The organism is Pseudomonas cyclaminis (assembly GCF_015163715.1).
Taxonomy (GTDB): Bacteria; Pseudomonadota; Gammaproteobacteria; order Pseudomonadales; family Pseudomonadaceae; genus Aquipseudomonas; species Aquipseudomonas cyclaminis.
On sequence record NZ_JADDUM010000094.1, the window covers coordinates 1 to 26432 of the forward strand.

Here is a 26432-nt window from a genome sequence, read left to right on the forward strand (position 1 = left end):
AAAAAACCTACGTGGCGCCACACAGCCCGCTGGAACAGCAGATCGCCGCCATTTGGCAAGACGTGCTGAAACTGGAGCGCGTTGGCCTGAACGACAATTTCTTCGAACTGGGCGGCGATTCCATCATTTCCATCCAGGTGGTCAGCCGCGCCCGCCAGCAGGGCATCGGCTTTACACCCAAGGAACTGTTCCAGCACCAGACCGTGCAAGGCCTGGCCAGCGTGGCCCGTATGGGCGCAAGTGCCCACGTGATCGACCAGGGCCCAGCCACGGGCCCGCTCACGTTGCTGCCGATTCACCAGGTATTTTTTGAAACGGCGATCCCTGAGCGCCATCACTGGAACCAGTCGGTACTGCTCCAACCTGCCCAGCCGCTGGTGGCCGAGGCACTGCAACGGGCGTTGCTCGCGGTGATTGAGCACCACGACGCCCTGCGTTTGAGCTTTGAGCAACACGCCGGCGACTGGAGCGCCCAGTACCGGCCAATGGCCGACTGGCAGTTGCAACAGGTTGAAGCCAGCGTCGGGCAACTGCCGGACGTGTGCGAGCAAGCCCAGGCCAGCCTCGACCTGCAACACGGCCCGCTGATCCGCGCCGTGTTGATCCACGTGGCCGACGGCAGCCAGCGCCTGCTGTTGGTGATTCACCACCTGGCAGTGGATGGCGTGTCCTGGCGGATTCTCTTTGAGGACCTGCAAAACGCCTATCAACAGGTCAGCAACCAGCAACCGGTGCAATTGCCGGCCCGCACCAGTTCGGTCAAGGCCTGGGCCGAGCGCCTGCAACACCGTGCGCAGCACCCGACCGCCCAGGACGAATTGCACTACTGGCTGGCGCAACTCAATGCCGACACGCCCGATCTGCCCTGCGAACGCCCCCATGGCAGCCTGGACAATCGCTACAGCCACACCCTGCATACCCACCTCGACGCCCGTCAGACCAGACAATTGCTGCAACAGGCGCCCAAGGCCTATCGCACGCAGATCAACGACCTGCTGCTGACGGCCCTGGCGCGTGTCATCAGCCGCTGGACCGGCGCCGCGCATTGCCTGGTGGAGCTGGAAGGCCATGGCCGCGAAGACCTGTTCGATGACATCGACCTGACCCGCACAGTGGGTTGGTTCACCAGCCTGTTCCCGGTCAAGCTGGTACCGGCCGGCACCCTTGGCGACTCCATCAAGCAGATCAAGGAACAGTTGCGGGCAATCCCCGACAAGGGCTTGGGCTATGGCGCCCTGCGCTACCTCGGCACACCGCAGGCACGGGCCAGCCTCGGCGCCTTGCCGGCGCCACGCATCACCTTCAACTACCTGGGCCAGTTCGATGGCAGCTTCGATGCCAAACAGGGCTCGTTGCTGGCCCCCGCCGCCGAAGGCAGCGGCCGTGAGCAGGCGCTGGATGCGCCACTGGGCAACTGGCTGAGCCTCAATGGCCAGGTATACGGCGATGAACTGACTCTGGGCTGGCAATTCAGCCGTGAGATGTTCGACGAGGCGACCGTTGCGCACCTGGCCGATGACCTCAAGCGCGAGCTGCTGGCCCTGATCGAGCACTGCTGCGACACCGCCAACGTGGGGGTCACGCCGTCCGACTTTCCGCTGGCGCGTATCAGCCAGGCGCAACTGGACCGCCTGCCGGTGCCGTTGCCACAGCTCGAAGACCTCTACCCGTTGTCGGCGATGCAACAGGGCATGCTGTTCCACACACTGGAAGCACCGGAAAGCGCACTGTACGTGAACCAGATGGCCGTCTCGGTCACCGGGCTGGACGTTGCGCGGTTCACCGCCGCCTGGAACGCCGTGATTGAGCGCCATGAAATCCTGCGTACCGGGTTCTGGGCCGACAACCAACTGGCCGAACCGCTGCAAGTGGTCTATCGCGCGGCGACGATGCCAGTCGACGTACTCGACTGGCAGCAACGGGACGTCAGCGCGCAAGACCTGGAAGTGCTCGCGAGCCAGGATTGTGCCCGTGGCTTCGAACTTTTGCGTGCGCCGCTCACACGCCTGACCCTGGTACAGCTCGACGCGCAGACGCACTACCTGATCTGGACCAGCCACCACATCCTCATGGACGGCTGGTCAACTCGCGGCTGTTGGGTGAAGTCTTCGCGATCTACAACGGCCAGACCGCACCGCCAAAACGCGGGCATTACCGCGATTACATCCGCTGGCTGCAAGATCAATCCCAAGCGGTACTGGAGCAGTTCTGGAAAACCAAGCTCCAGGACTTGAACGGCACCTCGTCCCTCGCCAACAGCCTGTCGCCCAAGCCGGCCATGGAGTTGGAAGGCCACGCGGCGCTGTATCTGAATTGGGATACGCGACAAACCGCACACTTGCGTGAGCAGGCCCAGCGCCTGCGCGTCACCCCGAACACGCTGATCCAGGCCACTTGGTTACTGCTGTTGCAGCGCTATACCGGCCAGGACACCGTGTGCTTCGGCGCGACGGTCGCGGGTCGTCCGGCCAGCCTGCCAGGCTCAGAGGACATGCTTGGGCTGTTTATCAACACGTTGCCCATTATCCAGACCCCGCAACCGCACATGCCCGTCGCCCAATGGCTGCAAGCGTTGCAGGCCTATAACCTGGAAGTGCGCGACCATGAGCATGCGTCCCTGGCGGACGTACAACGCTGGTCGGGCCAAGGTGGCCAGCCGCTGTTTGACAGCATTCTGGTGTTTGAAAACTACCCGGTGGACGAGCGTTTGCAGGAAGCCGGGCAGGAACACCTGAGCTTCGGCGACGTCAGCAGCCGCGATGTGACCAACTTTGCCATGGACCTGGCGATCAACCTCGGCGACACCCTGAAGATTGAATTCCTCTACCTGCGCAACCGCTTTACCGAGGCCGCCACCGCACAAATCCTGCGCAGCTTTGAAACCCTGTTGCTGGAACTGCTGAACAACGCCCAGGCCAACGTCGGCAGCCTCAATATGCTGGCAGGCCCCGAACAGCAATTGTTGCTGCAACGCAACCACCTGAACCCCGCCAAGGCGCCACGCGCCCACCTGGCACAGGTGATCCGGCAACACGCACTGGAGCGGCCGGACGCAGTGGCGGTCGTATGCGACGGTATCGCGTTGAGCTACGGCGAGCTGGATGCGCGGGCCAACCGCCTGGCCAACTGCCTCATCGCCCAGGGCATTGGCCCGGAGATGTTCGTCGGCATCGCTCTGGAGCGCTCGGTGGACGTCATTGTCGCGTTCTATGGCGTCATGAAAACCGGCGCCGCCTACGTGCCGCTGGACATTGACTACCCACAGGACCGCGTGCAGTGGATCGTGGAAGACTCTGCCATGAGCGTACTGATCAGCCAGCACTCGCTGCGGTCGCGCTTCGACGGCCTGGGCGTGGCGACCCTTATCGAGCTGGATCGCCTGCCCCTGTCGGACTGGCCGGCGACGTGCCCGGCAACCCTGGTGCACGACCATAACCTGGCCTATCTGATTTACACCTCGGGCTCCACCGGCAAGCCCAAGGGTGTGGCCGTGGCCCACGGGCAAATCCGCATGCATTGCCAGGCCATTGCCGAGCGTTACGAGATGGACAGCAGCACCCGTGAATTGCTGTTCATGTCGTTCGCCTTCGATGGTGCCCAAGAACGTTGGCTGTCGACGCTGCAAAGCGGCGGATGCCTGGTCGTCAGGGGTAACCAGCTGTGGACACCGGAAGAAACCTGGCAGGCGCTGCACGCGCACAGCATCAGCATCGCGTGCTTCCCTCCGGCGTATCTGCAACAGCTGGCCGAGTACGGCGACAGCCAAACCGATGCACCACCGCCCGTGCGCATCTACTGCTTCGGTGGCGACGCGGTGGCAGAGGCCAACTTCGAGTTGGTCAAACGCGTGCTCAAGCCGCAGTACCTGACCAACGGGTACGGCCCCACCGAAACCGTGGTGACCCCGCTGCTGTGGAAAGTGAGTGCCGACGAACGCTGCGACGCGGTGTACGCGCCGATCGGCACCCGCATCGGTGAACGTACTCTGTATGTGCTGGACGAACACCTCAACCCCGTACCCGACGGTGTGGCGGGCGAGTTGTACATCGGCGGCGAAGGCGTTGCCCGTGGGTATCACCAGCGGCCCGGCCTGAGCGCCGAACGGTTTGTGGTTGACCCGTTCGCTGCCGACGGCACACGCCTGTATCGCACCGGGGATCTGGTGCGCCAACGCCCCGACGGCGTGATCGACTACCTTGGCCGCCTGGACAACCAGGTGAAGATCCGTGGTTTCCGGATCGAGCTGGGAGAAATTGAGTCACGCCTGCGCGAGATCCCCGATGTGCAAGACGCCGTGGTGGTCGCCCGCGATACCGCCGGCGGCAAGCAACTGATCGGTTACGTGGTGGCCGACGCTTCGGCCGGGCTGGGCGAACGCCTGCGTGCGGCTTTGCAGGTGGAATTGCCCGACTACATGGTGCCGGCGCAAATCCTCGCGCTCCCGGCTTTCCCACTCAACCCCAACGGCAAGCTGGACCGCCTGGCCCTGCCTGACCCGGATTTCAAGGGCCGCGCCTTCGTTGCACCGCGTAATTCGTTGGAGGCACAACTGGCGGCGATCTGGCAGGAGGTGCTGGAACTGGAGAGCGTGGGCGTCACTGACAACTTCTTCGAATTGGGCGGCGACTCGCTGCGCATTCTCAAGGTGCTGTCGAAGGTGCGCAGCCAGCCGGATATCGGCATCGAGTTGAAACTGCGGGACATGATCGGCAAGCCCACCATCGCTGAGTTGTCCGGGTTTGCCGAGGACGATGCGAGCCTTAATCCGCTGCTGCTGCTCAACAGTGAAACAACGCTCAGCACGCCGCTGTTCTGCCTGCATGCCGGTTTTGGCACTGTGTTCGACTACGAGCCCCTGGCCCGTCGCCTGGATGGACAGCGCAGCGTCTACGGCCTGCAATGTCGCATGCTGCTGGACCGTCAGTGGAACGATGATTCGCTGGCGTCCATGGCCATCGATTACAGCCAGTACATTCGCCAGCAGCAAGCCAGCGGCCCTTACCACCTGATGGGCTGGTCACTGGGTGGCACCCTTGCGGTGCTGGTGGCCCAGGAGCTGGAAAGCCAGGGCCAACGCGTGGAGTTTCTCGGCCTGGTGGACAGTTTTGTACCCACTGGCGAGGAGGTCTTGAGCGACGACTGGAGCGAAGACCTGCGCGGGTTTCTCGCGGTACTGTTCGGCCTCTCGGCCGAGGAGTTGCCAACCTTTGAGGTCGGGGCGACGACGGACAGCGCGGCGCTGGAGCAACTGATCGCGCAGGTCCAGGTGGGTGCCGCCGCACGATCGGCGTACGCTGCAATCAGCACCGAGGAGCTGGCTCACACCTTCCAGGTAGCGATGAAACTCAAGGCGTTGTCCACGCGCCTGGACGGCTTGCCGCCCACCCGGGCGCAAGCCCATTGCTGGTGGGCCAAGGCGATTGCCGGCCAGCCTGCATCGAACATGGCCAGCGCCCGGAGCAACGAACAGATCGCCGCCGGCCACTACGACATTCTCAACCACCCGACCCTGCTTCAAGGTCTGTTGCAGCACCTGGCGCTGCAACCCGTAGCCAGTTGAAACCGTCGCCGCCCCTGATGGTCAGGGGCGCGCTTCAGCCTATTTCACAAGGAACATGCAATGCCCCTGGACCCTGATCTCGAAGGTTTTCTGGAATTGGCACAGATGGGTCGCCTGACCGGTAAAAGCCAACCCATGCACGCACTGAGTGTTGAACAGGCACGGCGGGAGTTCGAACAGACTTCGGCCATTCTCGACCCCAGCCCGCCGGGGTCGTGGTGGTCGGCCAACTGACGTTCACCGCCCGCGATGGCCATGCCCTGCCCGCCCGCCTATACCGGGCGCCGGGCACCGCGCAGTTGCCGGTGATTGCGTATTTCCACGGCGGCGGGTATGTGGTGGGCAGCCTGGACTCCCACGACTCCATCTGCCGCAGGCTCGCGGCCAGCGGCGAGTACGCGGTGTTCGCGCCCACCTACCGGCTGGCGCCACAGGCGGGCTTCCCGACCGCTGTCAACGACAGCCTCGACGCCGCCAATTGGCTGGCCGAACAGGCTGGCAACCTGCAACTGGACAACAACCGGATTACCCTGGCAGGTGACAGTGTGGGGGCAACGCTGGCGACTGTCCTGGCGATCACCGCAGTGAAAGCCCCCCTGCAACTGGCGTTCAAACCCTGGGCTCAGTTGCTGTTTTACCCGGTCACCGATACCTCGCGGCAGCGTGATTCCCATCGCCAATATGCCGAGGATTACCTGCTGGAAACGGCCACGCTGCAATGGTTCTACCACCACTATTGCCCGGATGCCCAACAGCGCCTCGACTGGCGGGTCTCGCCACTGCTGGCGGAGGGGCTGACAGCATTGGCCCCGGCCTATATCAGCCTGGCCCAGTACGATCCGCTGTATGACGAAGGGCAGGCTTACGCCCAGATGCTCGCGGCGAGCGGCACAGCGGTGAGCCTGCACGTAGAGTCGGGGTTGACCCATGACTTCCTGCGCATGAACGGTATTACCGGTGCGGTTGCGGGTATTTATGAAGGGGTATTGAGCTGGTTGGGGGAACAGCGCTAAGCGCCACTCGAGCATTCCCGCCATAAAACAACGGGGCTGATTGCCAGCCCGTTTTACATGCCTATCCCTGCTCCTTGCTCGCTTGCAACTGCTTGGCCTTCTCCACAAGCGCCGCTTTCTCTTCAGGTGTCATTGCATCCAAGCGCAAACGCGCCTGGGCGATATTCTCCAACTGCCCCGCGACACTTTCACGCTCGCGCAGCACTCGCGCCAGTGCCGCCACGCTGGGGTGATCAAACACCACACCCGGATGAATCTCGCATTGCAGCAGTTTGCGGATACCTGCCACGAGCTTGATAACCAACAAGGAATGCCCGCCTGCGGCGAAAAAGTCCTCCTCGATGCTCAGCCGTTCCAAACCGACCAATTGGGCCATGCGCGTGGACAACAGCGTTTCAAGCGCATCCCGTGGCGCGACATACACCGCCTGGGAAACTACAGGTTGAGCGTGCTGCAGCGCCTTGCGGTCAACCTTGCCGTTTGGCAGGCGCGGCATGCGTTCAAGGCTCACAATCTGGCGTGGCACCATGGCCGCAGGGAGGTGCTGAGCCAGTTGGTTTTTCAATTGAGGCCCTGCGTCCTCTGCCGTCGCCGCACGCATGACCACGAACGCTTGCGGCTCCTCCTGCACCAGCACCACCACGGCCTCACTGACCTCGGGCAACCGCAGCAACTGCGCCTCTATCTCCGCCAGCTCAATGCGAAAACCACGCACCTTGACCTGATGATCACGACGGCCATACAACTGCACGCCCCCCTCCACGCGATAACGGGCCAGGTCTCCCGTGCGGTAAAGACGCTCGCCGCCCACCAGTGGGCTTTGGATAAACGCGTCTGCGTCAGCCTCGCCCTGCAAGTAGCCTCGGCACAGCTGTCGGCCTGCGATGAACAACTCACCGAGTTCGCCCGTCGCCAGCAGTTGTGCATCCGCGCCGAGTACGAAGACCTGGTTGCCGGCGAGCACCTGTGTCAGCGGCACGCCATGGGTCACGTCTTCAGCGGGCAGTAACGGATGCACCATCACCCCCACCGTCGCTTCGGTGGGGCCGTAATGGTTGAATACACGGCAGTCGGGCCGCAGCTGGCGAATGCGCTGCACCAGGCTTGCGCCGATGGCTTCACCGCCCAGCACCAGGGTGCCAGGCAGTACGGCGGTATCGGCCTCAAGCAAGGCGGCCAGGTGTGAGGGCACGATTTTCAGGCAATCGATGCGGTTTTCCCGCAGGAACCCGGCGAAGCCCTGGGGATCTTGCAGGGTGATGTCATCCGCGATGTGCAGGGTAGCGCCGTTGTACAGCGCGCCGAACAAGGCGGTGTTGCCCAGGTCCGCCGCTACCGTGGAACTGAAGGCAAAATCGCGGCAGGCGGACAGGCCCAATTGTTGACTGCTGCTCGCGGTGTAGTTGAGCAACGCGCCATGCTCGATCACCACGCCTTTGGGCTGGCCGGTTGAGCCGGAGGTGAACAGAACATACGCGACATCATGGGCCTGCACGGATACCGCCGGGGCCAGCGGTGCATCCAGGGTCGCGGCGCCCAGGTTGAGCAGCTTGAACGAGGTCAGCGGATCATCCTGGCTCGGCGCGTGTGCCACCAGGATCAGGCTCGCGGCGGCGTGCCGTGCGATTTCAGCCTGGCGCGCCACTGGCCATTGCGGGTCCAGCGGCAGATAGGCTGCGCCCGCACGCCAGGTGGCGAGAATGGCGACGACCAGTTCCACCGAGCGCGGCAGCGCCAAGCCCACAATCGACCCAGCTCCCACACCCTGGCGCAGTAATTCGGCACTCAATTGCGCAGTGCGGGCGTCCAGCTCGGCGTAGCTGAGGGTCTGGCCCGCCGCGACCAACGCCACGGCATCCGGCGTCTGGCCGGCCCAAGCGGCGATACGTTGGGGCAACAGCTGCAGCGCCTGCATCACCTGAGCCGGCGGGTTCAGCGCCAGCAACCGGCTCTTTTCCTCGTTATCCAGCAGGTTCAGGCGGGCAAGGGTTTCATCCGGTTTGTCGGCAATGCTGTGGAGCAACTGGCGCAGCTGGCCCAACAGCGTCTCGACGGCGTGCGCCGAATAGCGTGCGGGATTGAAGTCCAGTGATAAACCTTGAGGTTCGCCCGATACGGCGATTTCCAGCAGCAGTGCCAACTCGAACTCGGGCAGACGGGCCGGCAGGTCGCTGCCCGCCCACACCATCCCGGCGACTTCAAGCGGTGCCGACACCAACCGATTGCCAAAACCGACCGCAGGCGCGGCCTGTTGAGGGAATGACAACGGTGTCCAGTATTCCTGCCAGGTGCGGTGCTGATCCAACTGTGCGGCTAGGGTGGTCACCAGCTCACGGAAAGTGCTGGCCGGATCAATACGAATCGCCAACGGCAGGGTTTTCTCGAACAGGCCCAGGCTGTGGCTGAAAAACTCATAGTCCTGGCGCGCATCATGCCGCCAGCCCGCCAGGAAAGATTCGCGACCACTGATGCGTGCCAGCAGCCCCCACCAGGCGGCGTGGATCAGCACGTCCAGCGGCAGCCCCGCCGTGCGCAGGCGGGCCAACAGCGCTTGATCCAGTGGCACGCTCAAGCGTTCTGCCGGCAGGACTTCTGCGCAGGTCAGGCGATAGGGCAAGTCTGGCCCGTTGACCAGACTCTCGTGCCCTTGCAGGTACTGCCGCCAGTAAGCCTTGGCGGTATCTGCGTCTTCGTCGAAGATCACCTCGCTGCGCCATTCCAGGTACTGGGAAAACTGCCCCGGCTCGTCCTCTTCAAACCCTTGTCGCCCATAAGCGGCCACCAACTCCTGCTGGATCAGGGCCAGGGTCCCGGCATCCGCGGCATAACTCGCCACGCCTATCAGCAGTTGCCAGTGGTCCGTTTCCAGGCGCTGTAACAACGCGCCGATCAGCGGCTGTTGCTGCTGCCACCACTGCTGTTGGCGTGCAACCACCTGTTGGGGCGACGCCACGTCGAGCCACTGGGTCAAGCTCACCGCTTCAGCCGGCGCGACCCGCTGGCGCAATCCGTGATAACCACTGACGGGCGCAAATTGCGCACTCAATGCTTCGTGGCGCACCGCCAGGCTGTCCAACGCCTGTTGCAGGCGCACCGGGTCCAGTTCGCCGCGAATATCCAGTTTCACGCAGTGGGTCAGATCGCCCCAGCTCGCCCCCTGTTGCCGGGCGTCCAGATGCTGTTGCTGCTCGACCAGCAACGCCAGTCCCGCGTCCACGGTGCCCTGTTGTGCAGTACTCATGCTCCGGCCTCTTCCTTTTCGGTCTCGCTGTGCGCCACGTTCAGCGCGCTGCGTTCAATCATTTCGCCCATTGCCACGACAATCTTGCGCGGTCCTTCGAAAGGATCACGTGCGTGGGCAGCCAGCATGTTGTCCAGCAGGATGACATCGCCCTTGTGCCAGTCGAACCGCACCGCGCAGGCTTCGTACAGCTCGCCCACCAGGGCCATGACCTCGTCTTCAATCGGCGAGCCATCGCCGTAGTACACGTGCCGGGGCATACGCTGCTCGCCGAACAGCGCCAGCAGGTCTTCGCGCACATCCGGGTCCAGGCAGAAGATGTGATGCAACTGAACCTGGTTGAAGAAGGTTTTTTCCCCTGTCACCGGGTGCCGGATGATCGCCGGGCACGGGGTGCGGATTTGCAGTTCATCGTTGTCCAGCCACGTCCAGGCGATGCCCGCCGCCCGGCAACGCGCTTCGACGTCGGCACGCACGTCGGTCTTGAAGAAGTGCTGCCAGGAAACGTCCAGCTTGTCGGCAAAGGTGCGCACGTACAGCAACCCCTTGTCCTCGAAACGCTCGCGGATCGTGGCGGGCAACTTGAGGTACATCTGCCGGCAGTCCACCACCGGCGTCGCACCGCCGATTGGCGATGGCTGCTCGCAGAAGAACAACTGCTTGCGCGGCCAGCGGTCCTGATGGGAGCTTTCGTTATGGAACAGGATCATTTTCTTTTCGGGGTACGGCGTGGACCGGTAGGTGTTCTTACCGCCCTCTTTTTTCGGCAAGTCGCCGTATTGGCCATAGAGGCCCGGCTGTACGGCTTCAGCAAACGCTTCGAAGTCATGAATATCGCGCAGGGCAAATCCACGGAACAGAACCCCCGCATGGCGGGCCAGTTTTTCTTCCACCAGGGCGCGGTTGTCCTTGATCCAGGCCACCAGGTCCAGGCCCGGATCAGTGGGTTCCATCAGCAATGGAAAATCCTGTCCGGGGACCAACAGCGATTCACGCATCAGCGCGCCTGCAGGCTTGTCGGTGCGACTCTGGGATTTTTTCAGGAACTTGCCCAGCTTGTCGGCCTTGATGGCTGGCGGTACGGGCGTCGTGGCGTGTTCAACGGTGTTGCTAGGCATGGTGATATCCCCTAATTGAATGTTCGGATCACACACAATCTGTTCAAGAATTCCCGTCCAGGCGTTGACGAATGACTCGATGCGTTGTTGTTCAAACAGGTCGCTGGCGTACTGCCAGGTACCGTGCAGGCCGCCTGCGTCTTCATCGATGAACAGGGCCATATCGAACTTGGAGTAACCGCCACGAGTCGGCAGCACTTCAACCTCGATCCCGTCCATCTGGCCACCCTGCACCGGCAGGTTGTTCATGACGAACAGCACCTGTACCAGCGGGTTGAAACCCCGTTGGCGCGGGCGTGGCGAGGCTTCCACAATCATGTCGAAGGGCAGGTCCTGGTGATCGAAAGCGTCCAGCGCGGTGCCTTGGGTGGTGGCCAGAAAAGCGCTGAACGGTTGCAGCGGCGCAAAGGTCGAGCGCAGCGGCAGAATGTTCACGAAGAAACCGATCAGCCCTTCCAGCTCAGGCTGCTGGCGCCCGGCAACGTCGGCGCGACCAGCACGTCATCGCTGCCGCTGAGGCGATGCAGCAGGATCTGGAACGCGGCCAGCATCGTGCTGTACAGCGTGACACCGGTACGCGCCGACAGCGCCTTGAGCCCTTCGTGCAAAGCCACGGGCAGCGTGAAGCCTAGGTCGCGACTTCATGGGTCGGCGCCTGGGGGCGCGGATGGTCGGTGGGCAATTGCAATACGCCGCTGTGCCCGGCCAGTGCCTGCTCCCAGTAACGCGCCTGCGCGGCCAGCACGCCGGTGTGTTGCAGTTGGTGTTGCCAGAGGGCGTAATCGGAGTACTGGATCGGCAGCGCAGGCAGCGGCTCAACCACACCCGCCTTCGCCCGGCCGTAGAAGCCCACCAGTTCATTGACCAGCACCGCCATCGACCAGCCATCGGAGATGATGTGGTGCATCGAATACAGCAGCACATGTTCGGTGGGGCCCAGCTTGAGCACCTGTCCACGCAACAAGGGCGCCTGCAACAGGCTGATGGATTGGCGGGTGTTGGCTTCAACGGCGGTGGCGACCCGGCGCTGCTGCTCGGCCGGATCCAGGGACGACAAGTCCAATACCGGCAAGTCGACCTCCACGTGCGCGGCGATGACCGCCAGCGGATCACCCTCCTCGTCGGTGATGTAGGCCGTGCGCAGGGTTTCGTGGCGGGCAATCACCTGTGCCAGGCTGCTGATCAGCAGCGGCACCGACAACTCGCCGCGCAAGCGTACGGCCAGCGGCATGCCATAGGCGCCACTGGCCTGCGACAGCTGTTCCACCACCCATAGCCGGCGCTGCACCAGAGAAAGCGTCGCGCTGGTTTTTTCGCCGCGGGCCACTAACGGGCTGCGCGCCGGCGAAGCGTCCTGCCCGGTGCGCGTGGCCACTGCCGCGATAAAGTCTGCCAGTCGCGGCGCACCAAACAGGTCGCGCAGGGTCAGGTCGCACACCAGCAACGTCTTCAGGCGTGCAACCACTTGGGTGGCCAGCAGCGAGTGCCCACCCAACTCAAAGAAGTGATCGTCCAGCCCAACCTGTTCCAGCCCCAGCACGTTTTGCCAAACCTGCGCGACCTGGGTTTCCAGGGCCGTCCGGGGTGCCACATAGTGTTTTTGCCGTTGGCTGACATCCGGTTTTGGCAAGGCTTTACGGTCGAGCTTGCCGTTGGGGCTCAGGGGCAACACGTCGAGCAGCATCAGGAAACTCGGCACCATGTAGTCCGGCAACGACTGACGCAAAGCCGCCGTCAAGGCTTGCGCCTCCAGGGCATTCGACTGGGGCACGACATAGGCGACCAACTGCGCACCAGTTGGCCCGTCCAACGCAATCACAGCCGCCTCGCGCACCTGGGGCATGGCTTGCAGACAGGCTTCGATTTCCCCCATCTCGATCCGGAACCCACGGATTTTCACTTGATGGTCAATGCGTCCCACGTACTCCAGGGCCGCGTTGTCGTTGTAGCGAGCCAGGTCGCCGCTGCGGTAGAGCCGCGATCCCGGCACGCCGGAGAACGGGTCCGGCAAGAAGCGTTCGGCGGTCAGCGCCGGACGATCGAAGTAGCCCTGGGCCAAGCCCGCCGCCGCACCGATGCACAGCTCGCCGACGCCGCAGGTGGGCAGCAATTCAAATCCGCTGTCCAGCACGTACAGCGAGCGACCGTCGATAGCCCGCCCGATCGGCATGCCGAAGGCGCCATTGGCATCTGCAAGCTGGCATTCATGCACGCTGGAGACCACGGTGGCCTCGGTCGGGCCATAAGTGTTCACCAAACGCACATTGCCCAACCCGGCCTCGTGCCAGGCACGTACGCCCTCCACGGCCATGGCTTCGCCACCGACATGCACCTGGCGCAGGTTGCCCAGCGTGCGGCCATCGACGGCGCACTCCTTGGCCAGCAAGTACCAATAGGCCGCGGGCAGATCGGCCAGGGTCACGCCCTGCTCGACGATTTCCCGCGCCAGCAACCCGGCGTCCCACAGCTCATCGCCGCGCATGATCAGCGCCGCGCCGACGCACAGCGGCGGGTAGCATTGCTCGACAAACCCGTCGAAGCTGAACGTCGCAAATTGCAGCACGCGGTCGGCAGGCGTCAGCGCACTGTAATCAGCCGCCGTGTCGCAGAACTGGTCGAGTGCAGCATGGTCGATGGCCACCCCCTTGGGTTGGCCGGTGGAGCCGGAGGTGTAGATCACATAAGCGAGGTCGGCGGCGACGGCGTGGTTGGTTGGGTTGGTCGACGGGTAACCCGCCAGCTCTTCCCCCTGAGCGCTGAAATCCACACGTTTGAGCCCATGGGGCAATGGCAGCTCAGCCAGCAACCCGGTCTCGCTGAGCAATAGGTTCAGACGGCTGTCTGCCAACATGTAGCTCAGGCGCTCGGCGGGGTAATTGGGGTCCAGCGGCACGTAGGCCGCGCCACTTTTGAGCACCGCCAGCAGGCTGACGATCAACTGCGGACCACGGCGGGAAACCAGGCCTACGCGTTGGCCCGGGCCCACGCCATGCTCCAGCAGGCGGTGAGCCAGGCGGTTGGCCCGCTGATTGAGCTGGGCATAGCTCAGGCGTTCACTGCCTGCCTGTACCGCCAGCGCTTGCGGGGTGGCCTGGGCCTGGGCGGCGATGCGTTCATGCACGCGCACCTGGCGCCGGGGCGTGCCAGGGGATTGGCTGATGGCGAGCAGCGAAGCCTGCGTGCTGCTGTCCAGCAATTGCAGGTTGCCCAGCGGCACCTGGGTATCCGCTACCAATTGCACCAGCAGGTGCTGCAGATTGGCGCTCAATTGCGCGACCTGTTGCTCGGTGAACCGCGCCCGGTCGTAGCTGAACTCCAGGCGCAAGCCGGTCCCCAGCTCGATGCCCAGGGTCAACGGGTAGTGGGTGCGCTCATGGTTGTGCATCCTGCCAAAGGTCAGGCCTGCCGGCGCGCCTTGCTTGAGCGCTTGCGCCACCGGGAAGTTTTCAAACACCAGCAAGGTATCGAACAGTGCGCCACCTGGTTGACCGGCCCAGCCCTGGATGTCGTAAAGCGGTACGTGTTCATGGTCGCGCAGGCTGAGGTTCAGCGCTTGCAGCTCAACGAGCCAGGTGGCGGCGCACTGGGCCGGCGAGGCCGCGCTGATGATCGGCAGTGTGTTGATAAACAGGCCCAGTTGCTGCTCGATACCCGGCAAAGGCGCCGAACGCCCGGCAACAGTGGCACCGAAGGCCACGCAATCCTGACCGGTGTAGCGTTGCAGCAAGAGGCTCCACGCGCCTTGCAGGATGGTGTTGAGGGTGACTTTGTGCTGGCGTGCGCAATCGCCGAGCGCACGGGTGAACTGGTTGTCCAGGGTGGTGTGATGGTCAGCCATGCCCGCCCCTTCGACCGGCACGCGCAGTGCTTCAGCCAGCAGGGTTGGGGCTTGCAACGGTGCCAGGGCTTCCCTCCAGAACACTTCACCCGAGGCTTGCTGCTGCAGCCAACCCAGGTAATCGCGGAACTGCCCCAACGGCGCGGGCAAAACCTGGCCTGCGTAGTCGGCGATGACTTCGCCGAGCAACTGGGCATTGCTCCAGCCATCCATCAGGATGTGATGGCTGGTGAAAATCATGTGCCAGCCCGTACCGGCACCGCGCACCAACATCAGGCGAAACAGGGGCGCCGTGTTCAACTCAAAACCGCGCTGACGCTCGGCATCGGCCAAGGCGTCGAGGTCGGCATGCGGGTCTTCGATCACTTGCAACTGCAAATCGACCTGGCGCTGGATCACTTGATGGGCGCTGTCCAGGCCGAGCCAGTGGAAGCTGCTGCGCAAAATGTCATGCCGGTCCAACGCCGCCTGCCAGGCACGACCGAAGCTCAGCAGATCAAGGCCTTCAATATCCAGGCGCAACTGGTTGATATAGGCCTGGACCTCAGGCTCGTACAGGGTGTGGAACAGCATGCCTTGCTGCATGGGCGACAGCGGGTAGATATCGGCGATGGCCGGGCCGGCCACGGGCAAATTATCCAATTGCCGCTGGGTCAGGGTTGCCAGCGCAAAGTCCGACGGCGTCACCTGCCCGGCGGGCGTTTCGCAGCAGTGTTGGATCAAGGCGGTGAGTTCGGCGGTGTAATCATCCGCCAGGCGCTGGATGGTCGACGCCTGGAACATCTCGCGGCTGAACCCCCATTGCAGCGCGAGTTCGCCGCCATAGACCTGCCCTTCCACCGTCAGCCAGTTGGCCAACGGCGCTTCGGGGTCCTGGGCCTGACCGCTGCCCTGGGTGGCGGGCACGAACAATGCTGACTCATTGAACTGGCGATCGAACTGACCGAGGTAGTTGAATGTGATACGCGGCGCGGCCAGGCCCGCAAGGGCTTCACGCACTTGAGGCGCAGCCAGGTAGCGCAGCAGGCCGTAGCCCAGGCCCTTGTCGGGCACGGCACGCAGTTGCTCCTTGACCGACTTGATCGCGGTCGACAGCTCGCCGTCCGCCTGCAGACGCACAGGGAACAGGCTGGTAAACCAACCCACCGTGCGGGTCAGGTCGACGGCGTCGAACAGATCTTCACGCCCATGGCCTTCCAGCTGGATCAGCGCCGCAGCCTGGCCGCTCCAACGGCTGACTACCCGCGCCAACGCCGTCAGCAACAGGTCGTTGACCTGAGTGCGATAAGCCGCCGGCGCGTCTTGCAGCAAATGACGGGTCTGCTCGGCGCTGAGGCGGGTTTCAATCTTGCAGCCCAAGCGGTTTTGCAGCCCGCCATGGGGGTTGTCGCACGGCAACTCGGCATCGATGGACTGCGCCTGCCAGTAAGGCAGTTGTTCGTTGAGGGTTTGCGCGTGGGTGTGCAGTTGGTGCGCCCAGGCTTGATAGGCGCTGGTCTTGGCCGGCAACGTTGCCTGGCGGTAAGCCTGTTGCAGGTCTTCCAGCAGGATGCGCCATGAAACCCCATCCACCACCAGGTGATGCACCACCAGCAGCAAGCGCTGGGTGCCATCGGCCATGGCGACGAGGGCGGCGCGCAGCAGCGGGCCTTGCGTCAGGTCGAGGCTGCGCTGGGCTTCGTCGCATAGCGCTGCCAGTTGCGTATCGTCGGTGGCATGAGAGTGCCACAGCGCAGGCTCGGCGACGGGTGCAGCGTGGGTTTGCTGCCAGCCGTCGGGTCGTTGCACAAAGCGCAGGCGCAGGGCGTCATGGTGGTTGATCAGCTGCGTCAGCGCCGCTTCAAGACGCACCGGGGCCAGGGCCTCGCGCGGGGTCAGCAACAAGGATTGGTTCCAATGGTGACGCGCCGGGATCGCCTCGGCAAAAAAGCTCTGCTGTACCGGCGTCAGGATGACCTCGCCGCTGACCGGCCCTTGGTCGATAACGCTGGCCTGCTCAAAGGTGGCGACCAGCGCCAGGCTGCGCACGCTCTGGTACTGGAACAGGTCGCGTGGGCTGAGGCGAATCCCCGCCTGGCGCGCACGGCTGACCACCTGGATAGAGATGATCGAATCGCCGCCCAGCTCGAAAAAGTTGTCGTCCAGACCGACCTGTTCCACGCCAAGCACATCGACCCAGATTGCTGACAGGGCTTTTTGCAAGGCGTTTTCCGGGGCGCTGTACGCCTGCTGCGGCGCAACGTCCGGCAGCGGCAGCGCTTTGCGGTCGAGCTTGCCGTTGGCGGTCACCGGCAGCTTGGCCAGGTGTACCATGTGGCTAGGCACCATGTATTCCGGCAGGCTGCCGAGCAGCCAGGCTTTGAGGTCGGTCGGCGCTTCGCCTTCCAGCACCAGATAGGCCACCAATAGCTTGCCGCCTTGCACCAGCACCACCGCCTCACGCACGCCAGGGTGTTGCATCAGGCGCGTCTCGATTTCTCCCAACTCGATGCGCAGGCCGCGCAGCTTGACCTGATGGTCCAGGCGACCAAGGTAGTCGATCACGCCATCGGCACGCTGGCGCACCCGGTCGCCGGTGCGGTACAGACGCGCACCATCACCGAAAGGGCTGGGCACAAAACGCTCGGCGGTCAGCGCCGGACGGCGGTGGTAACTGCGGGCCAGGCCGGTGCCGCCCAGGTACAGCTCGCCGGACACGCCGGCGGGCACCGGGTTGAGCTGCGCATCGAGCACGTAGGTGCCGAGGTTGGCGATTGGGCGGCCAATAGGTACGGCGTCACGGCCTTCGTCGACGCAGGTCCAGTGGGTCACGTCGATGGCCGCTTCGGTCGGGCCATAGAGGTTGAACAACCCTGCCAGGGGCAGTTTGGCGAAGACTTGCAGTTGCGCATCCAGTGGCAAGGCTTCGCCGCTGCACACGATGCGCTTGAGGCTGTTACAGCCCTGCACGCCCGGCTCATGGATAAACGCCTGGAGCATGGAGGGGACGAAGTGCAAGGTGGTGATGCCGTGCTGGCCGATGGTCTCGATCAGACGTGCCGGCTCGCGGTGTTCGCCAGGGGCTGCGACCACCAGGCGCGCACCGGTCATCAGCGGCCAGAAGAACTCCCACACCGACACGTCAAAGCTGAACGGGGTTTTCTGCAGTACCGCATCGCTGGCGTCGAGGCCGTAGGCTTGCTGCATCCAGCACAGACGGTTGACCAGCGCACGGTGGCTGTTACCGGCGCCCTTGGGCTTGCCGGTGGAACCGGAGGTGTAGATCACATAGGCCAGGTTCAGCCCGTGGATGGCTACTGCGGGCGATGCGCTGCTGTAGCCGTCAAGCCAGCCGGGTGCGGGGTCCAGGGCGATCACCTGAATGCCGTCAGTGGGCAGCGACGGCAATAGGCTGTGCTGGCTGAGCAGCAGTTGGATGCCGCTGTCTTCGATCATGTAGGCCAGGCGTTCCTGGGGGTATTCGGGGTCAAGCGGTACATAGGCGCCGCCGGCCTTGAGAATGGCCAGCAGACCGATGACCATTTCCACGGAACGCTCGACGCAGATGCCCACCAACGCATCGGGGCCAACCCCCTGTTCGCGCAAGGCATGGGCCAATTGGTTGGCGCGGGCGTCAAGCTCGGCGTAGGTCAAGGTGACAGCGCCGAAGGCCAGCGCCGGTGCATCGGGGGTGGCCTGGACCTGATCTTCGATCAGTTGATGAATACCGCGCTCGGTCGGGTACGCCTGCGCGGTCTGGTTCCAGGCCTGCACCATGACCTGCTGCTCTTCGGCGGCCAGCATCGGCAACTCGCCGATGCGCTGCTCGCCATCGGCAACCATGGCCTGCAACAGGCTGATCCAGTGCCGGGACATACGCGCAATGGACGGCGCGTCGAACAGGTCGTTGGCGTAGGTCAGTGCGGCGTGCAGCGTGCCGGATTTCTCATAAGTATCGAGAGTCAGGTCGAACTGGGTGGTGCGACCTTGCCACTCCACCAACGCGAGTTCCAGGCCGGAGGCGGTACTGACGCTGGCAATGTCGGCCACCACCGGCTGGTGGTTGTACATCACTTGGAACAGCGGAGTATGGCTGAGGCTGCGCTCGACTTTGAGGGCTTCCACCAGGCGCTCGAACGGCAGCTCCTGATGGGCCTGGGCGCCGAGGGCGTGCTCCTTGATGCCTTGCAGCAACTCGGCAACGCGGGTTTGCCCGGTCAATTCGGTACGAATGACCTGGGTATTGACGAAAAAACCGATCAGCCCTTCGACTTCACTGCGGTTACGGTTGGCAATCGGCACACCGACGCGAATATCGCCCTGGCCGGTGTAACGATGCAGCAGCACATTGAAGGCACCGAGCAACAGCATGAACAGCGTGACGTTGTGCTTTTGCGCGCAGGCACGCAATTGCGCGGCCAGTGCCGGCTCAATCGCGAAGTTATGGCGGGTGCCCTGGTAGCTGGGCATGGCCGGGCGCGGGTGGTCCGTCGGCAGTTCCAGCACTGGGTGCTCATCGCCCAGGCGCGCCTGCCAGTACTCCAATTGACGGGCCTGCTCCCCCGCTTCCAGCCAGCGGCGTTGCCACAGGGCGTAATCGCTGTACTGGATCGGCAGTGCCGGCAATTGTGCAGTTTCGTTGCGCTCATGGGCGTCGTAAAAACGGATGAACTCGTCGATCAGCACATTCATCGACCAACCGTCGGAGACGATGTGGTGCAGGGTCAGCAGCAGGACATGCTCCTGGGTGTCGAGCTTGAGCAATTGCACACGCAGCAGCGGGCCGTGCTCCAGGTCGAATGGCAGCAGCGACTGGCGGGTGGCTGCGTCATGCACTGCCTGCTCGCGTTCCGCCGGGGCCAGATCAGTCAGGTCGAGTTGCTCGACGGCCAGCGATGGGTGTACGGCGACTTGCAACAGGCGCTCATCGGCCTGGCGCTGGAACACCGTGCGCAAGGTCTCGTGGCGCGCCACAAGGCTTGCGAATGCCTGCTCCATCGCGTTCAAGCTCAGCGCACCCTTGAGGCGCACCGCCCCCGGCAAGTTGTAGGCGCCGCTGGTCGGGTCCAATTGCCACAGGAACCACATGCGCTGCTGTGCGTAGGACAGCGCCTGACGGTCCTCCACCTCCACTCCGGCCGGAATCGGAAACCGGGAGAAATCCACCCCTTCTTTGTGCAGTGCTTGCAGGAACAACTGGCGTTTTTCCAGAGGCAGCCCGATAAACCGGCGAGCAAGTTTCAAGGAGTCTTCAGCATTCATTTGTTGGAGTCCGGAGCAATAGGCAGGAAGCACAAAGGCACGTCGTCCCTATAAAACGAACCGCAGAGGGAAAAATTAGCAGGGGGCAGAGGGGCTGGAGCGAGGTGTCATCAAGGGTTACATCAATCCCGGGAAAGCCGTGCAAAGGCGAGCTAGCATTGACACATACCAATTTTTGCAACTACTTTTAGTTACACGCAGAGATCGCCGTGTCAAAAAATGAAAAGTTGCTCGCCAAATTGCTCAACGAGCAAACGCTATTCACCTGGCCCGAACTCGTCACACTGTTACACCGGTTGGGCTACACACAGATTGAAGGAGCCGGAAGCCGCGTCAAATTCGACATCGGCGATCCCAGTGCAATGATCACCTTGCACAGGCCCCACCCCGGCAACGAACTGAAACACTACATTCGGCGCCAGATCATCGAACAATTGCGATCAGGAGAACTGATTCCGTGAACAACCAACTCAATTACAAAGGCTACATCGGCTCCATCGAAGCCAGCCTCGAAGACAACTGCCTGTTCGGCAAGATCCTGTTCATCAAGGCGCTGGTCAGCTATGAAGGTAAAACCGTCGCTGAATTGGATGCGGCATTTCATGAGGCAGTGGACGACTACCTCGCTACGTGCCAATCCCTCGGGCAAACACCCGAAAAACCGTGCAAGGGCTCGTTCAATGTACGGGTCGGCCATGACCTGCACCTGGCGGCCGCCCTGGCGGCGATGCGCAAAAAAGTGACGCTCAATGATTTGACGCGCCAGGCGCTGAATGAATTCCTGCAACATCATTGCGCAGATACATCCCCGGCAATGGGTTGATTATCCCAGGCGCCGATATCCCAACACTGCCGAACCCATTACCACCGCGCCCGCCGCCAACGCCACCCAGAACCCACTGGCAGCCCCCATGTGGTCAATCATCCAACCGGAGCTGGCGGCGCCGATGGCCACGCCGATGCTGAGGCCGGTGATCAGCCAGGTCATGCCTTCGGTCAGGCGGCTAGCCGGGACAATCCGCTCCACCAGCGCCATCGACACGATCAGGGTCGGGGCAAAGAACAGCCCGGAAATAAAAATCGCCACCGCCAGGCCAGGGATGTTCGTGACCAGCAGCAACGGCAAGGTGGTCAACGCCGTGGCTACGCCACAGAACAGGAATTGCCGGGGCAGCGGCGCCTTGAGCTTGAGCGTGCCGAACGCCAGCCCCGCCAGGCACGAACCGATGGCGTACACCGACAGCACGATACTTGCCGCCGCCGGCTGACCCTGCTGCTGGGCAAAAGCCACGCTGACCACGTCCACCACACCGACGATCACCCCCATGGCCAGCAACAGGATCATCAGGATCAGTACCGAAGGTGAAGCAATCAGCCAACCACCATGATGATCGTGATGCTCGTGCACCGGTGGCTCAGTCGCCCGTTGCAGCACGAACGTGGTCACACCCACCGCCAGCAACAGCGCGGCCACCAGTGGCCCGGCTTCGGGAAACAGCACCACGCTCAGGCCGACCGAAAGCGGCGGGCCGACAATAAAACACACTTCATCGAGCACCGACTCCAGGGCAAACGCGGTTTGCAGCTTGGGCTGTCCCCGGTACAACTCGGTCCAGCGCGCCCGTACCATTGCGGACATGTTCGGTATGCAACCGGCCAGGGCGGCGAACAGGAACAGCGTCCAGGTCGGCGCCTGCAACCACGTGCACAGCAACAACATCAACAACGCCCCGCCACCGATCAACGCGGCGATCGGCAGCACCCTGCCCTGGCTGTAGCGGTCCACCAGCCGTGATACCTGGGGTGCGCAAATCGCCGTCGCCAAGGCGAATATCGCTGCCACCGAACCTGCCAGGCCGTAGCCACCATGTACCTGGGAGAGCATGGTGATAATGCCGATGCCGGTCATCGACACCGGCATGCGCGCCAGCATGCCTGCCAATACAAAAGCCCGGGCGCCAGGGACCTGGAATAATTCGGCGTAGGGGTTTGCCATGCTCATACCAACCGTTTGATCTGTTTATGCCGCCACACCAACCGGTAGTAAGCGGTTTGCAACACCAGCATCGCCAGGTACGTCACCGGAAATGCCATCCACACGCCCTCCAGGCCGAAGTGGGCGTTGAGCAGGTACGCTATCGGCAACTCCACGCACAGCACGCAGAAGATCGAGATCGCCACCGGCATCAGCACCACGCCGCTGGCGCGCATGATCCCGCCGATCACCGCCTGGAAGCCAAACACCAGGATGCTCCAGAGCATGATGTGCAGTAGGTGTTCAGCCTTGACCCGCGCCGAGTCGTCGGTGATGAACAGGCCCAGCAGCCAGTGTGACAGCACGTAACCCAGCACAATCAGGCCACCCGTGAGGCAGGTGTTGATCAGCAATCCGGTGCGCAGGATCGGCCCGATGCGTTCCAGGCGCCCGGCACCAATGGCCTGGGCACCCAGGATCGAGGCGGTGATGGCAATCGACAGCGCCGGAAACTGCACGTAGTTGACGATCTGCGTCACCGCCCCATAGGCCGCCGTGGCCTGGGAGCCGTGGCCGTTGACCAGCGCCAGGATCACCAGTTCCGACAGCGACAGCACCACCATCTGCAAGCCGGTGGGCAGGCCGATACGCAGGACTTTGCCGAGGATCACGCGGTCCAGGCGCAAGGCCGCGAGCAGTTCGCGATCCGGCGCCATCACGTGGTGTTTATGGCGCAGGCGCAAAATCAAAAACAGCATCGCCAGGGCATTACCCACCAGGCCTGCGTACACCGCGCTCTGGATGCCCAAGGGCGGCAGGCCGACCCAGCCGCGAATCAGCGCCGGGGTCAGCAGCAGGCCGACCAGGGTCGAGACCACCAGTGCCAACAACGGCGAAACCGTGTCACTGACGCCCCGCAGCAATTGGGTGTAGAGGATGAACACCAGCAACAGCGGCATGATCAGCATCATCATCTGGGCATAGGCGACCGCGTCGTCGAGCACATCCACCGGCGTGCCCAATGCCTGCAATGCCGGGCGTGCAAACAGACTGCCCAGCACCGCCGCGATCACCCCCACCAGCGCGCCGAGGGTCAGCGTCGCGCCGGTAATCGACTTGACCATCGCGGTTTCCTGCGCGCCCCAAGCCTGGCCAATCAACACCGACGCGCCCGCCCCCAGGCCAATCACCAGTGCGATAAAGAAAAACACGATGGGAAACATCCCCGACACCGCCGCCAACGCCTGGGTGCCGAGCATCTGCCCGACGTAGATGCCGTTGAGCGTGCCAGAAAAACTTTGCAGGAAGTTGGACAGCACCATCGGTGCCAAAAAGATCAGGTAGACCTGCCACAGCGGACGTTGCAAAGGGCTTTGCATGAAAAACGGGGCCTCGGAGAACTAAAGCGTTCGAGGGTTATACCGTAAGTGGATCCAATGTTCCTGTGCTTTGACGTACCGAATACTGCAACCCCTGACCACAGGACGTTATATCCATGTAAACCCAAAGGGCTTCAGGGCTGTCGACGCCAGCGGCAGCCCCGTTGGTTCACTCAATCATGTTTCGGCGCCCGCTTTGCTTTTTTTCTTGATCATATGGTTCACGTTGTCCATATCAAACCGGCCGTCTTTGTACCCAGCCCCGCCTTTGTCATCAACGCCAACGTCCGTCTCGTCTCGAAGTTCTTTGTCCTGAAGGAATTTGATCGCTGTTATGCGCTGTTCCGGGGTGAAGGTTTTCTCCGATGGCACTAAGCCTGCAGCTTCTTTCATCTCATTCAGATTCACATAGTCATCACCATCACCGTAGGCGGAGAAGTGTTTTTTAATGTTCTGGAGAATTTCCAACTGGCTCATTTCAACAGCGTTCTCCGAAACATAACCCAAGTCGTCCCTAGTGAAACTGCCATCCAGTTTCCCGGTTTTTCCTTGATCGAGTTCCTTGAACAAACCACCACGCGACAACAGTTCCTTGGCGATATCCATCTCGTCCTGAGTAGCGGGTTGACCGTCTAGTCGACGGCCCGCGGCGACGGCGTTAAGAGACCTGTCGGTGATCGCTCCAGGCTGATTTGGATCTTCCAGGGAGCTGAAATGGGAAAGAATTTTGTTGCTGAAGTCTTCCTTACCCTCACCGGCATAGGGCTTGCTGCCTGGGCCCCCGTCCTGGCTGCTGTACACGCCCGCAAAGGGTGGTTGCGGCTGCACGTAGGCCCGGTCGTCATACCTGGGCGACTGGGACGAATGCGCAGGAAAAAACAGCTGATTCAAGCGTTGCTGCTGCATAGCCCCCTGAGAGCGCAAAGGTGCGCCACCTCCTCGCGGCGGGTTACTGAGGGCGGCCTCTTGCGCGTCAAAATGTTGAATAACGGCCGATACATCACCTTGGCTGATAAGCCCGTCTTTATCACCACGATGATTGATCGCATCGAGCTGGTTTTCCATGTCGGGATTATTGCGAATCGCTCTGGCCATCAATGTCATGGGGTCGTGATATCTGTCGCCGATCAATGGCCGTTCAGCCATGCAACCAAGTGTCTCGCGTGACACAAATGGCGTTCCTGGGGTTCGGAAGTAATCAAAGTTGGCTGAAAAGCCTCGTGCTACTTCGGATGCAGGCATATTGCCGCCATTATTGTATCCGGTATTACCCATTTGATTGAGTTGGCTGTTATTGACTAAACAAAGCCCCGTGCTGGCCGCGGGTTGAAAACGGGGTTGTTGACGAAAACAAAGGTCCATAATAGGAATACCTCAGGTCAGGGGTTTTATAACGGTCAACCCAAGTAAAAAGAGCTCCGGGTCAACCCTTGATCTGTGGCCGGTAAAAACAGGGTAGTTCCAAGTCATATCAGTAAAGTAGACAGGCACGCGCAGGAATAACTTCCCGAGAGCGCAGTAGTCGTACACACAACGAGATGAAAAAATCAGTTCGAAAGCTGGACCGTTCCTAAATCAAACCGGAACAATCGGCAGCGCACGCTTATGTGCGGTCTTGCTGTACGCCGCCTCGACAATCGCCCTCACCCGCTCATTCACCGTTTCGCCCATCAGGTAGGCATCAATCTCTTCGTATGAGCAACCATAGGCCTGCTCATCCAACTTGCCCGGCGCCAGCTCTTCAAGGTCGGCGGTGGGGTGTTTGTGCACCAGGTCTGCCGGGGCGCCGAGGGCGCCGGCGAGCAGGCGGACCTGGGTTTTGGTCAGGCCGGACAATGGCGCCAGGTCGCAGGCGCCGTCGCCAAACTTGGTAAAGAACCCCATCAGCGCTTCGGCGCCATGGTCGGTGCCGACCACCAGGCCGTTGTGCAGGTTGGCTACGGCGTACTGCGCGATCATCCGAGTGCGGGCCTTGACGTTGCCTTTGATGAAGTCGACGTGGCTGGCGCTGGCCTCGGTGGCGGCCAGGCTGGTCATCAGGCCATCGACACTGGCGGCGATATTGAGGGTGTCGATGTGGTCCGGGGTGATGAAGTCCAGGGAGGCCTGGGCGTCGCTCTCATCAGCCTGGATGTTGTAAGGCAGGCGCATGGCGATAAAGCGTGCGGCGTAGTGTTCGCTACGCAGTTGCTCCACCGCCAATTGGCACAGACGGCCGGCAGTGAGGGAATCCACACCACCGCTGATACCCAGCACCAGGGCCTTGCAGCCCGACTGACGCAACGTGGTCTTGATGAAGTCGATGCGCCGCTGGATTTCCCTGGCCTCACCGCCCTGCACCAACTGCCGGTCGATATTCAGTTCCTGCGCGATACGGTCTTGCATGTCACACCTCCACATTGCCGACGTTGAATACCTGGGCCGCATACTGCAAAAACGAGGCGTCTTCGCAGACGTTCTTGATCGGGTCATCGGAAAATTTCACCACCGGCTCGCCGTGCACCCGCACCAGTTTCATCACGATACTCAGCGGCTCTACGCCCTCCACATCGCAGGCCAGGCTGGTGCCCATGCCGAACCCGAACTTGGCCTTGCCACGCACGTGGCGCAGGATCGGCAGGCATTTTTCGAAGTTCAGGCCATCGGAGAACATCAGGTCCTTGGTCATCGGATCGATGCCCAGCTGTTTGTAGCGGGCCAGTACCTTGTCGGCCCAGGCGATGGGATCACCGGAGTCCTGGCGCAACCCGTCGTAGAGCTTGGCGAAGTACAGGTCGAAGTCCTTGAGGAAGAAGTCGGTGCTGATGCAGTCGGTCAGGGCGATACCGAGACGGCCCCGGTATTCACGCACCCAGTTCTCCAGGGCGGCGTTCTGGCTTTCGCGCAGCCGACCCAGTTGCTGGTGCACCATCAGCCATTGGTGGGCCATGGTGCCGATCAGCGGCAAGTCGAACTCGTAGGCCAGGTGCGCATTACTGGTGCCGACGAACTGGCCGGGAAAGTCGCGACGCATGATATCCACCACTTCGCGCTGGGCCTTGAAGGACAGCCGCCGACGGGTCGTAGA

Annotated in this window: 13 protein-coding genes and 2 pseudogenes; 6 read left to right on the plus strand and 9 right to left on the minus strand. The window is 62.5% G+C overall.

Annotated features, from left to right (window positions below):
* The 4 genes and pseudogenes from IQK56_RS31520 to IQK56_RS13290 all read left to right on the plus strand — a co-directional run.
* Positions 1-2234: condensation domain-containing protein (locus IQK56_RS31520; RefSeq protein ID WP_425274648.1), on the plus strand; the 2234-nt coding region annotated here is incomplete at its 5' end.
* Positions 2153-4411, plus strand: a pseudogene (locus IQK56_RS31755) (amino acid adenylation domain-containing protein); the annotation flags it as partial. The gene IQK56_RS31520 and the pseudogene IQK56_RS31755, both read left to right, overlap by 82 nt.
* 3 nt (positions 4412-4414) lie before the next feature.
* Positions 4415-5560, plus strand: a complete 1146-nt coding sequence (locus IQK56_RS31760; protein ID WP_425274649.1) for a thioesterase domain-containing protein — start codon at positions 4415-4417, stop codon at positions 5558-5560.
* A 60-nt stretch (positions 5561-5620) separates the two neighbouring features.
* Positions 5621-6573: pseudogene (locus tag IQK56_RS13290) on the plus strand (alpha/beta hydrolase).
* A gap of 61 nt (positions 6574-6634) precedes the next feature.
* Here IQK56_RS13290 and IQK56_RS13295 read toward each other — a convergent pair.
* From IQK56_RS13295 to IQK56_RS13310, 4 genes are read right to left on the minus strand one after another with little or no spacing between them, the layout of a single operon-like run.
* Positions 6635-9814 (minus strand): non-ribosomal peptide synthetase, encoded by a 3180-nt coding sequence (locus tag IQK56_RS13295; protein WP_193863907.1) that lies wholly within the window; start codon positions 9812-9814, stop codon positions 6635-6637.
* Complete coding sequence (locus IQK56_RS31765; RefSeq protein ID WP_193901724.1) at positions 9811-11367, minus strand: TauD/TfdA family dioxygenase; 1557 nt, start codon at positions 11365-11367, stop codon at positions 9811-9813. The genes IQK56_RS13295 and IQK56_RS31765 overlap by 4 nt, the downstream gene beginning before the upstream one ends.
* Before the next feature lie 11 nt (positions 11368-11378).
* Complete coding sequence (locus IQK56_RS31770; protein ID WP_193901725.1) at positions 11379-11546, minus strand: hypothetical protein; 168 nt, start codon at positions 11544-11546, stop codon at positions 11379-11381.
* A gap of 14 nt (positions 11547-11560) precedes the next feature.
* The gene (locus tag IQK56_RS13310; RefSeq protein WP_193901726.1) at positions 11561-20011 is read right to left on the minus strand and encodes a non-ribosomal peptide synthetase; all 8451 of its coding nucleotides are present in this window, start codon (positions 20009-20011) and stop codon (positions 11561-11563) included.
* 209 nt (positions 20012-20220) lie between these two features.
* Between IQK56_RS13310 and IQK56_RS13315 the strand changes: the two genes are divergently transcribed.
* Positions 20221-20472: a type II toxin-antitoxin system HicA family toxin gene (locus IQK56_RS13315; RefSeq protein WP_193863906.1), complete on the plus strand. Its 252-nt coding sequence runs from the start codon at positions 20221-20223 to the stop codon at positions 20470-20472.
* Entirely contained in the window at positions 20469-20834 is a 366-nt protein-coding gene (locus tag IQK56_RS13320; RefSeq protein ID WP_122308179.1) for a type II toxin-antitoxin system HicB family antitoxin, read from the plus strand. The genes IQK56_RS13315 and IQK56_RS13320 overlap by 4 nt, the downstream gene beginning before the upstream one ends.
* Here the strand turns inward: IQK56_RS13320 and IQK56_RS13325 are convergent, their stop codons facing one another.
* From IQK56_RS13325 to pncB, 5 genes are all read right to left on the minus strand, one after another.
* Positions 20835-22007 (minus strand): MFS transporter, encoded by a 1173-nt coding sequence (locus tag IQK56_RS13325; RefSeq protein WP_193863905.1) that lies wholly within the window; start codon positions 22005-22007, stop codon positions 20835-20837. It lies immediately after the preceding gene.
* 2 nt (positions 22008-22009) lie between these two features.
* Positions 22010-23365: an MATE family efflux transporter gene (locus IQK56_RS13330; RefSeq protein ID WP_193863904.1), complete on the minus strand. Its 1356-nt coding sequence runs from the start codon at positions 23363-23365 to the stop codon at positions 22010-22012.
* A 177-nt stretch (positions 23366-23542) separates the two neighbouring features.
* Positions 23543-24727, minus strand: coding sequence for a hypothetical protein (locus IQK56_RS13335; protein WP_193863903.1), 1185 nt, complete (start codon positions 24725-24727; stop codon positions 23543-23545).
* Positions 24728-24940: 213 nt separating this feature from the next.
* Positions 24941-25750, minus strand: coding sequence for an ammonia-dependent NAD(+) synthetase (nadE, locus tag IQK56_RS13340; protein ID WP_150675296.1), 810 nt, complete (start codon positions 25748-25750; stop codon positions 24941-24943).
* A 1-nt stretch (position 25751) separates the two neighbouring features.
* Positions 25752-26432, minus strand: a 681-nt coding sequence (pncB, locus tag IQK56_RS13345) for a nicotinate phosphoribosyltransferase (protein ID WP_193901727.1), incomplete at its 5' end; no start/stop codon positions are given.

Excerpts from the sequence above, each read along its gene's own strand:
- IQK56_RS13335 (WP_193863903.1), bottom strand. The coding sequence starts at position 24,727 with ATGGACCTTTGTTTTCGTCAACAACCCCGTTTTCAACCCGCGGCCAGC.
- nadE (WP_150675296.1), bottom strand. The coding sequence starts at position 25,750 with ATGCAAGACCGTATCGCGCAGGAACTGAATATCGACCGGCAGTTGGTG.
- IQK56_RS13310 (WP_193901726.1), bottom strand. The coding sequence starts at position 20,011 with ATGAATGCTGAAGACTCCTTGAAACTTGCTCGCCGGTTTATCGGGCTG.
- IQK56_RS13295 (WP_193863907.1), bottom strand. The coding sequence starts at position 9,814 with ATGAGTACTGCACAACAGGGCACCGTGGACGCGGGACTGGCGTTGCTG.
- IQK56_RS13330 (WP_193863904.1), bottom strand. The coding sequence starts at position 23,365 with ATGCAAAGCCCTTTGCAACGTCCGCTGTGGCAGGTCTACCTGATCTTT.
- IQK56_RS31760 (WP_425274649.1), top strand. The coding sequence starts at position 4,415 with ATGGTGCCGGCGCAAATCCTCGCGCTCCCGGCTTTCCCACTCAACCCC.
- IQK56_RS13325 (WP_193863905.1), bottom strand. The coding sequence starts at position 22,007 with ATGGCAAACCCCTACGCCGAATTATTCCAGGTCCCTGGCGCCCGGGCT.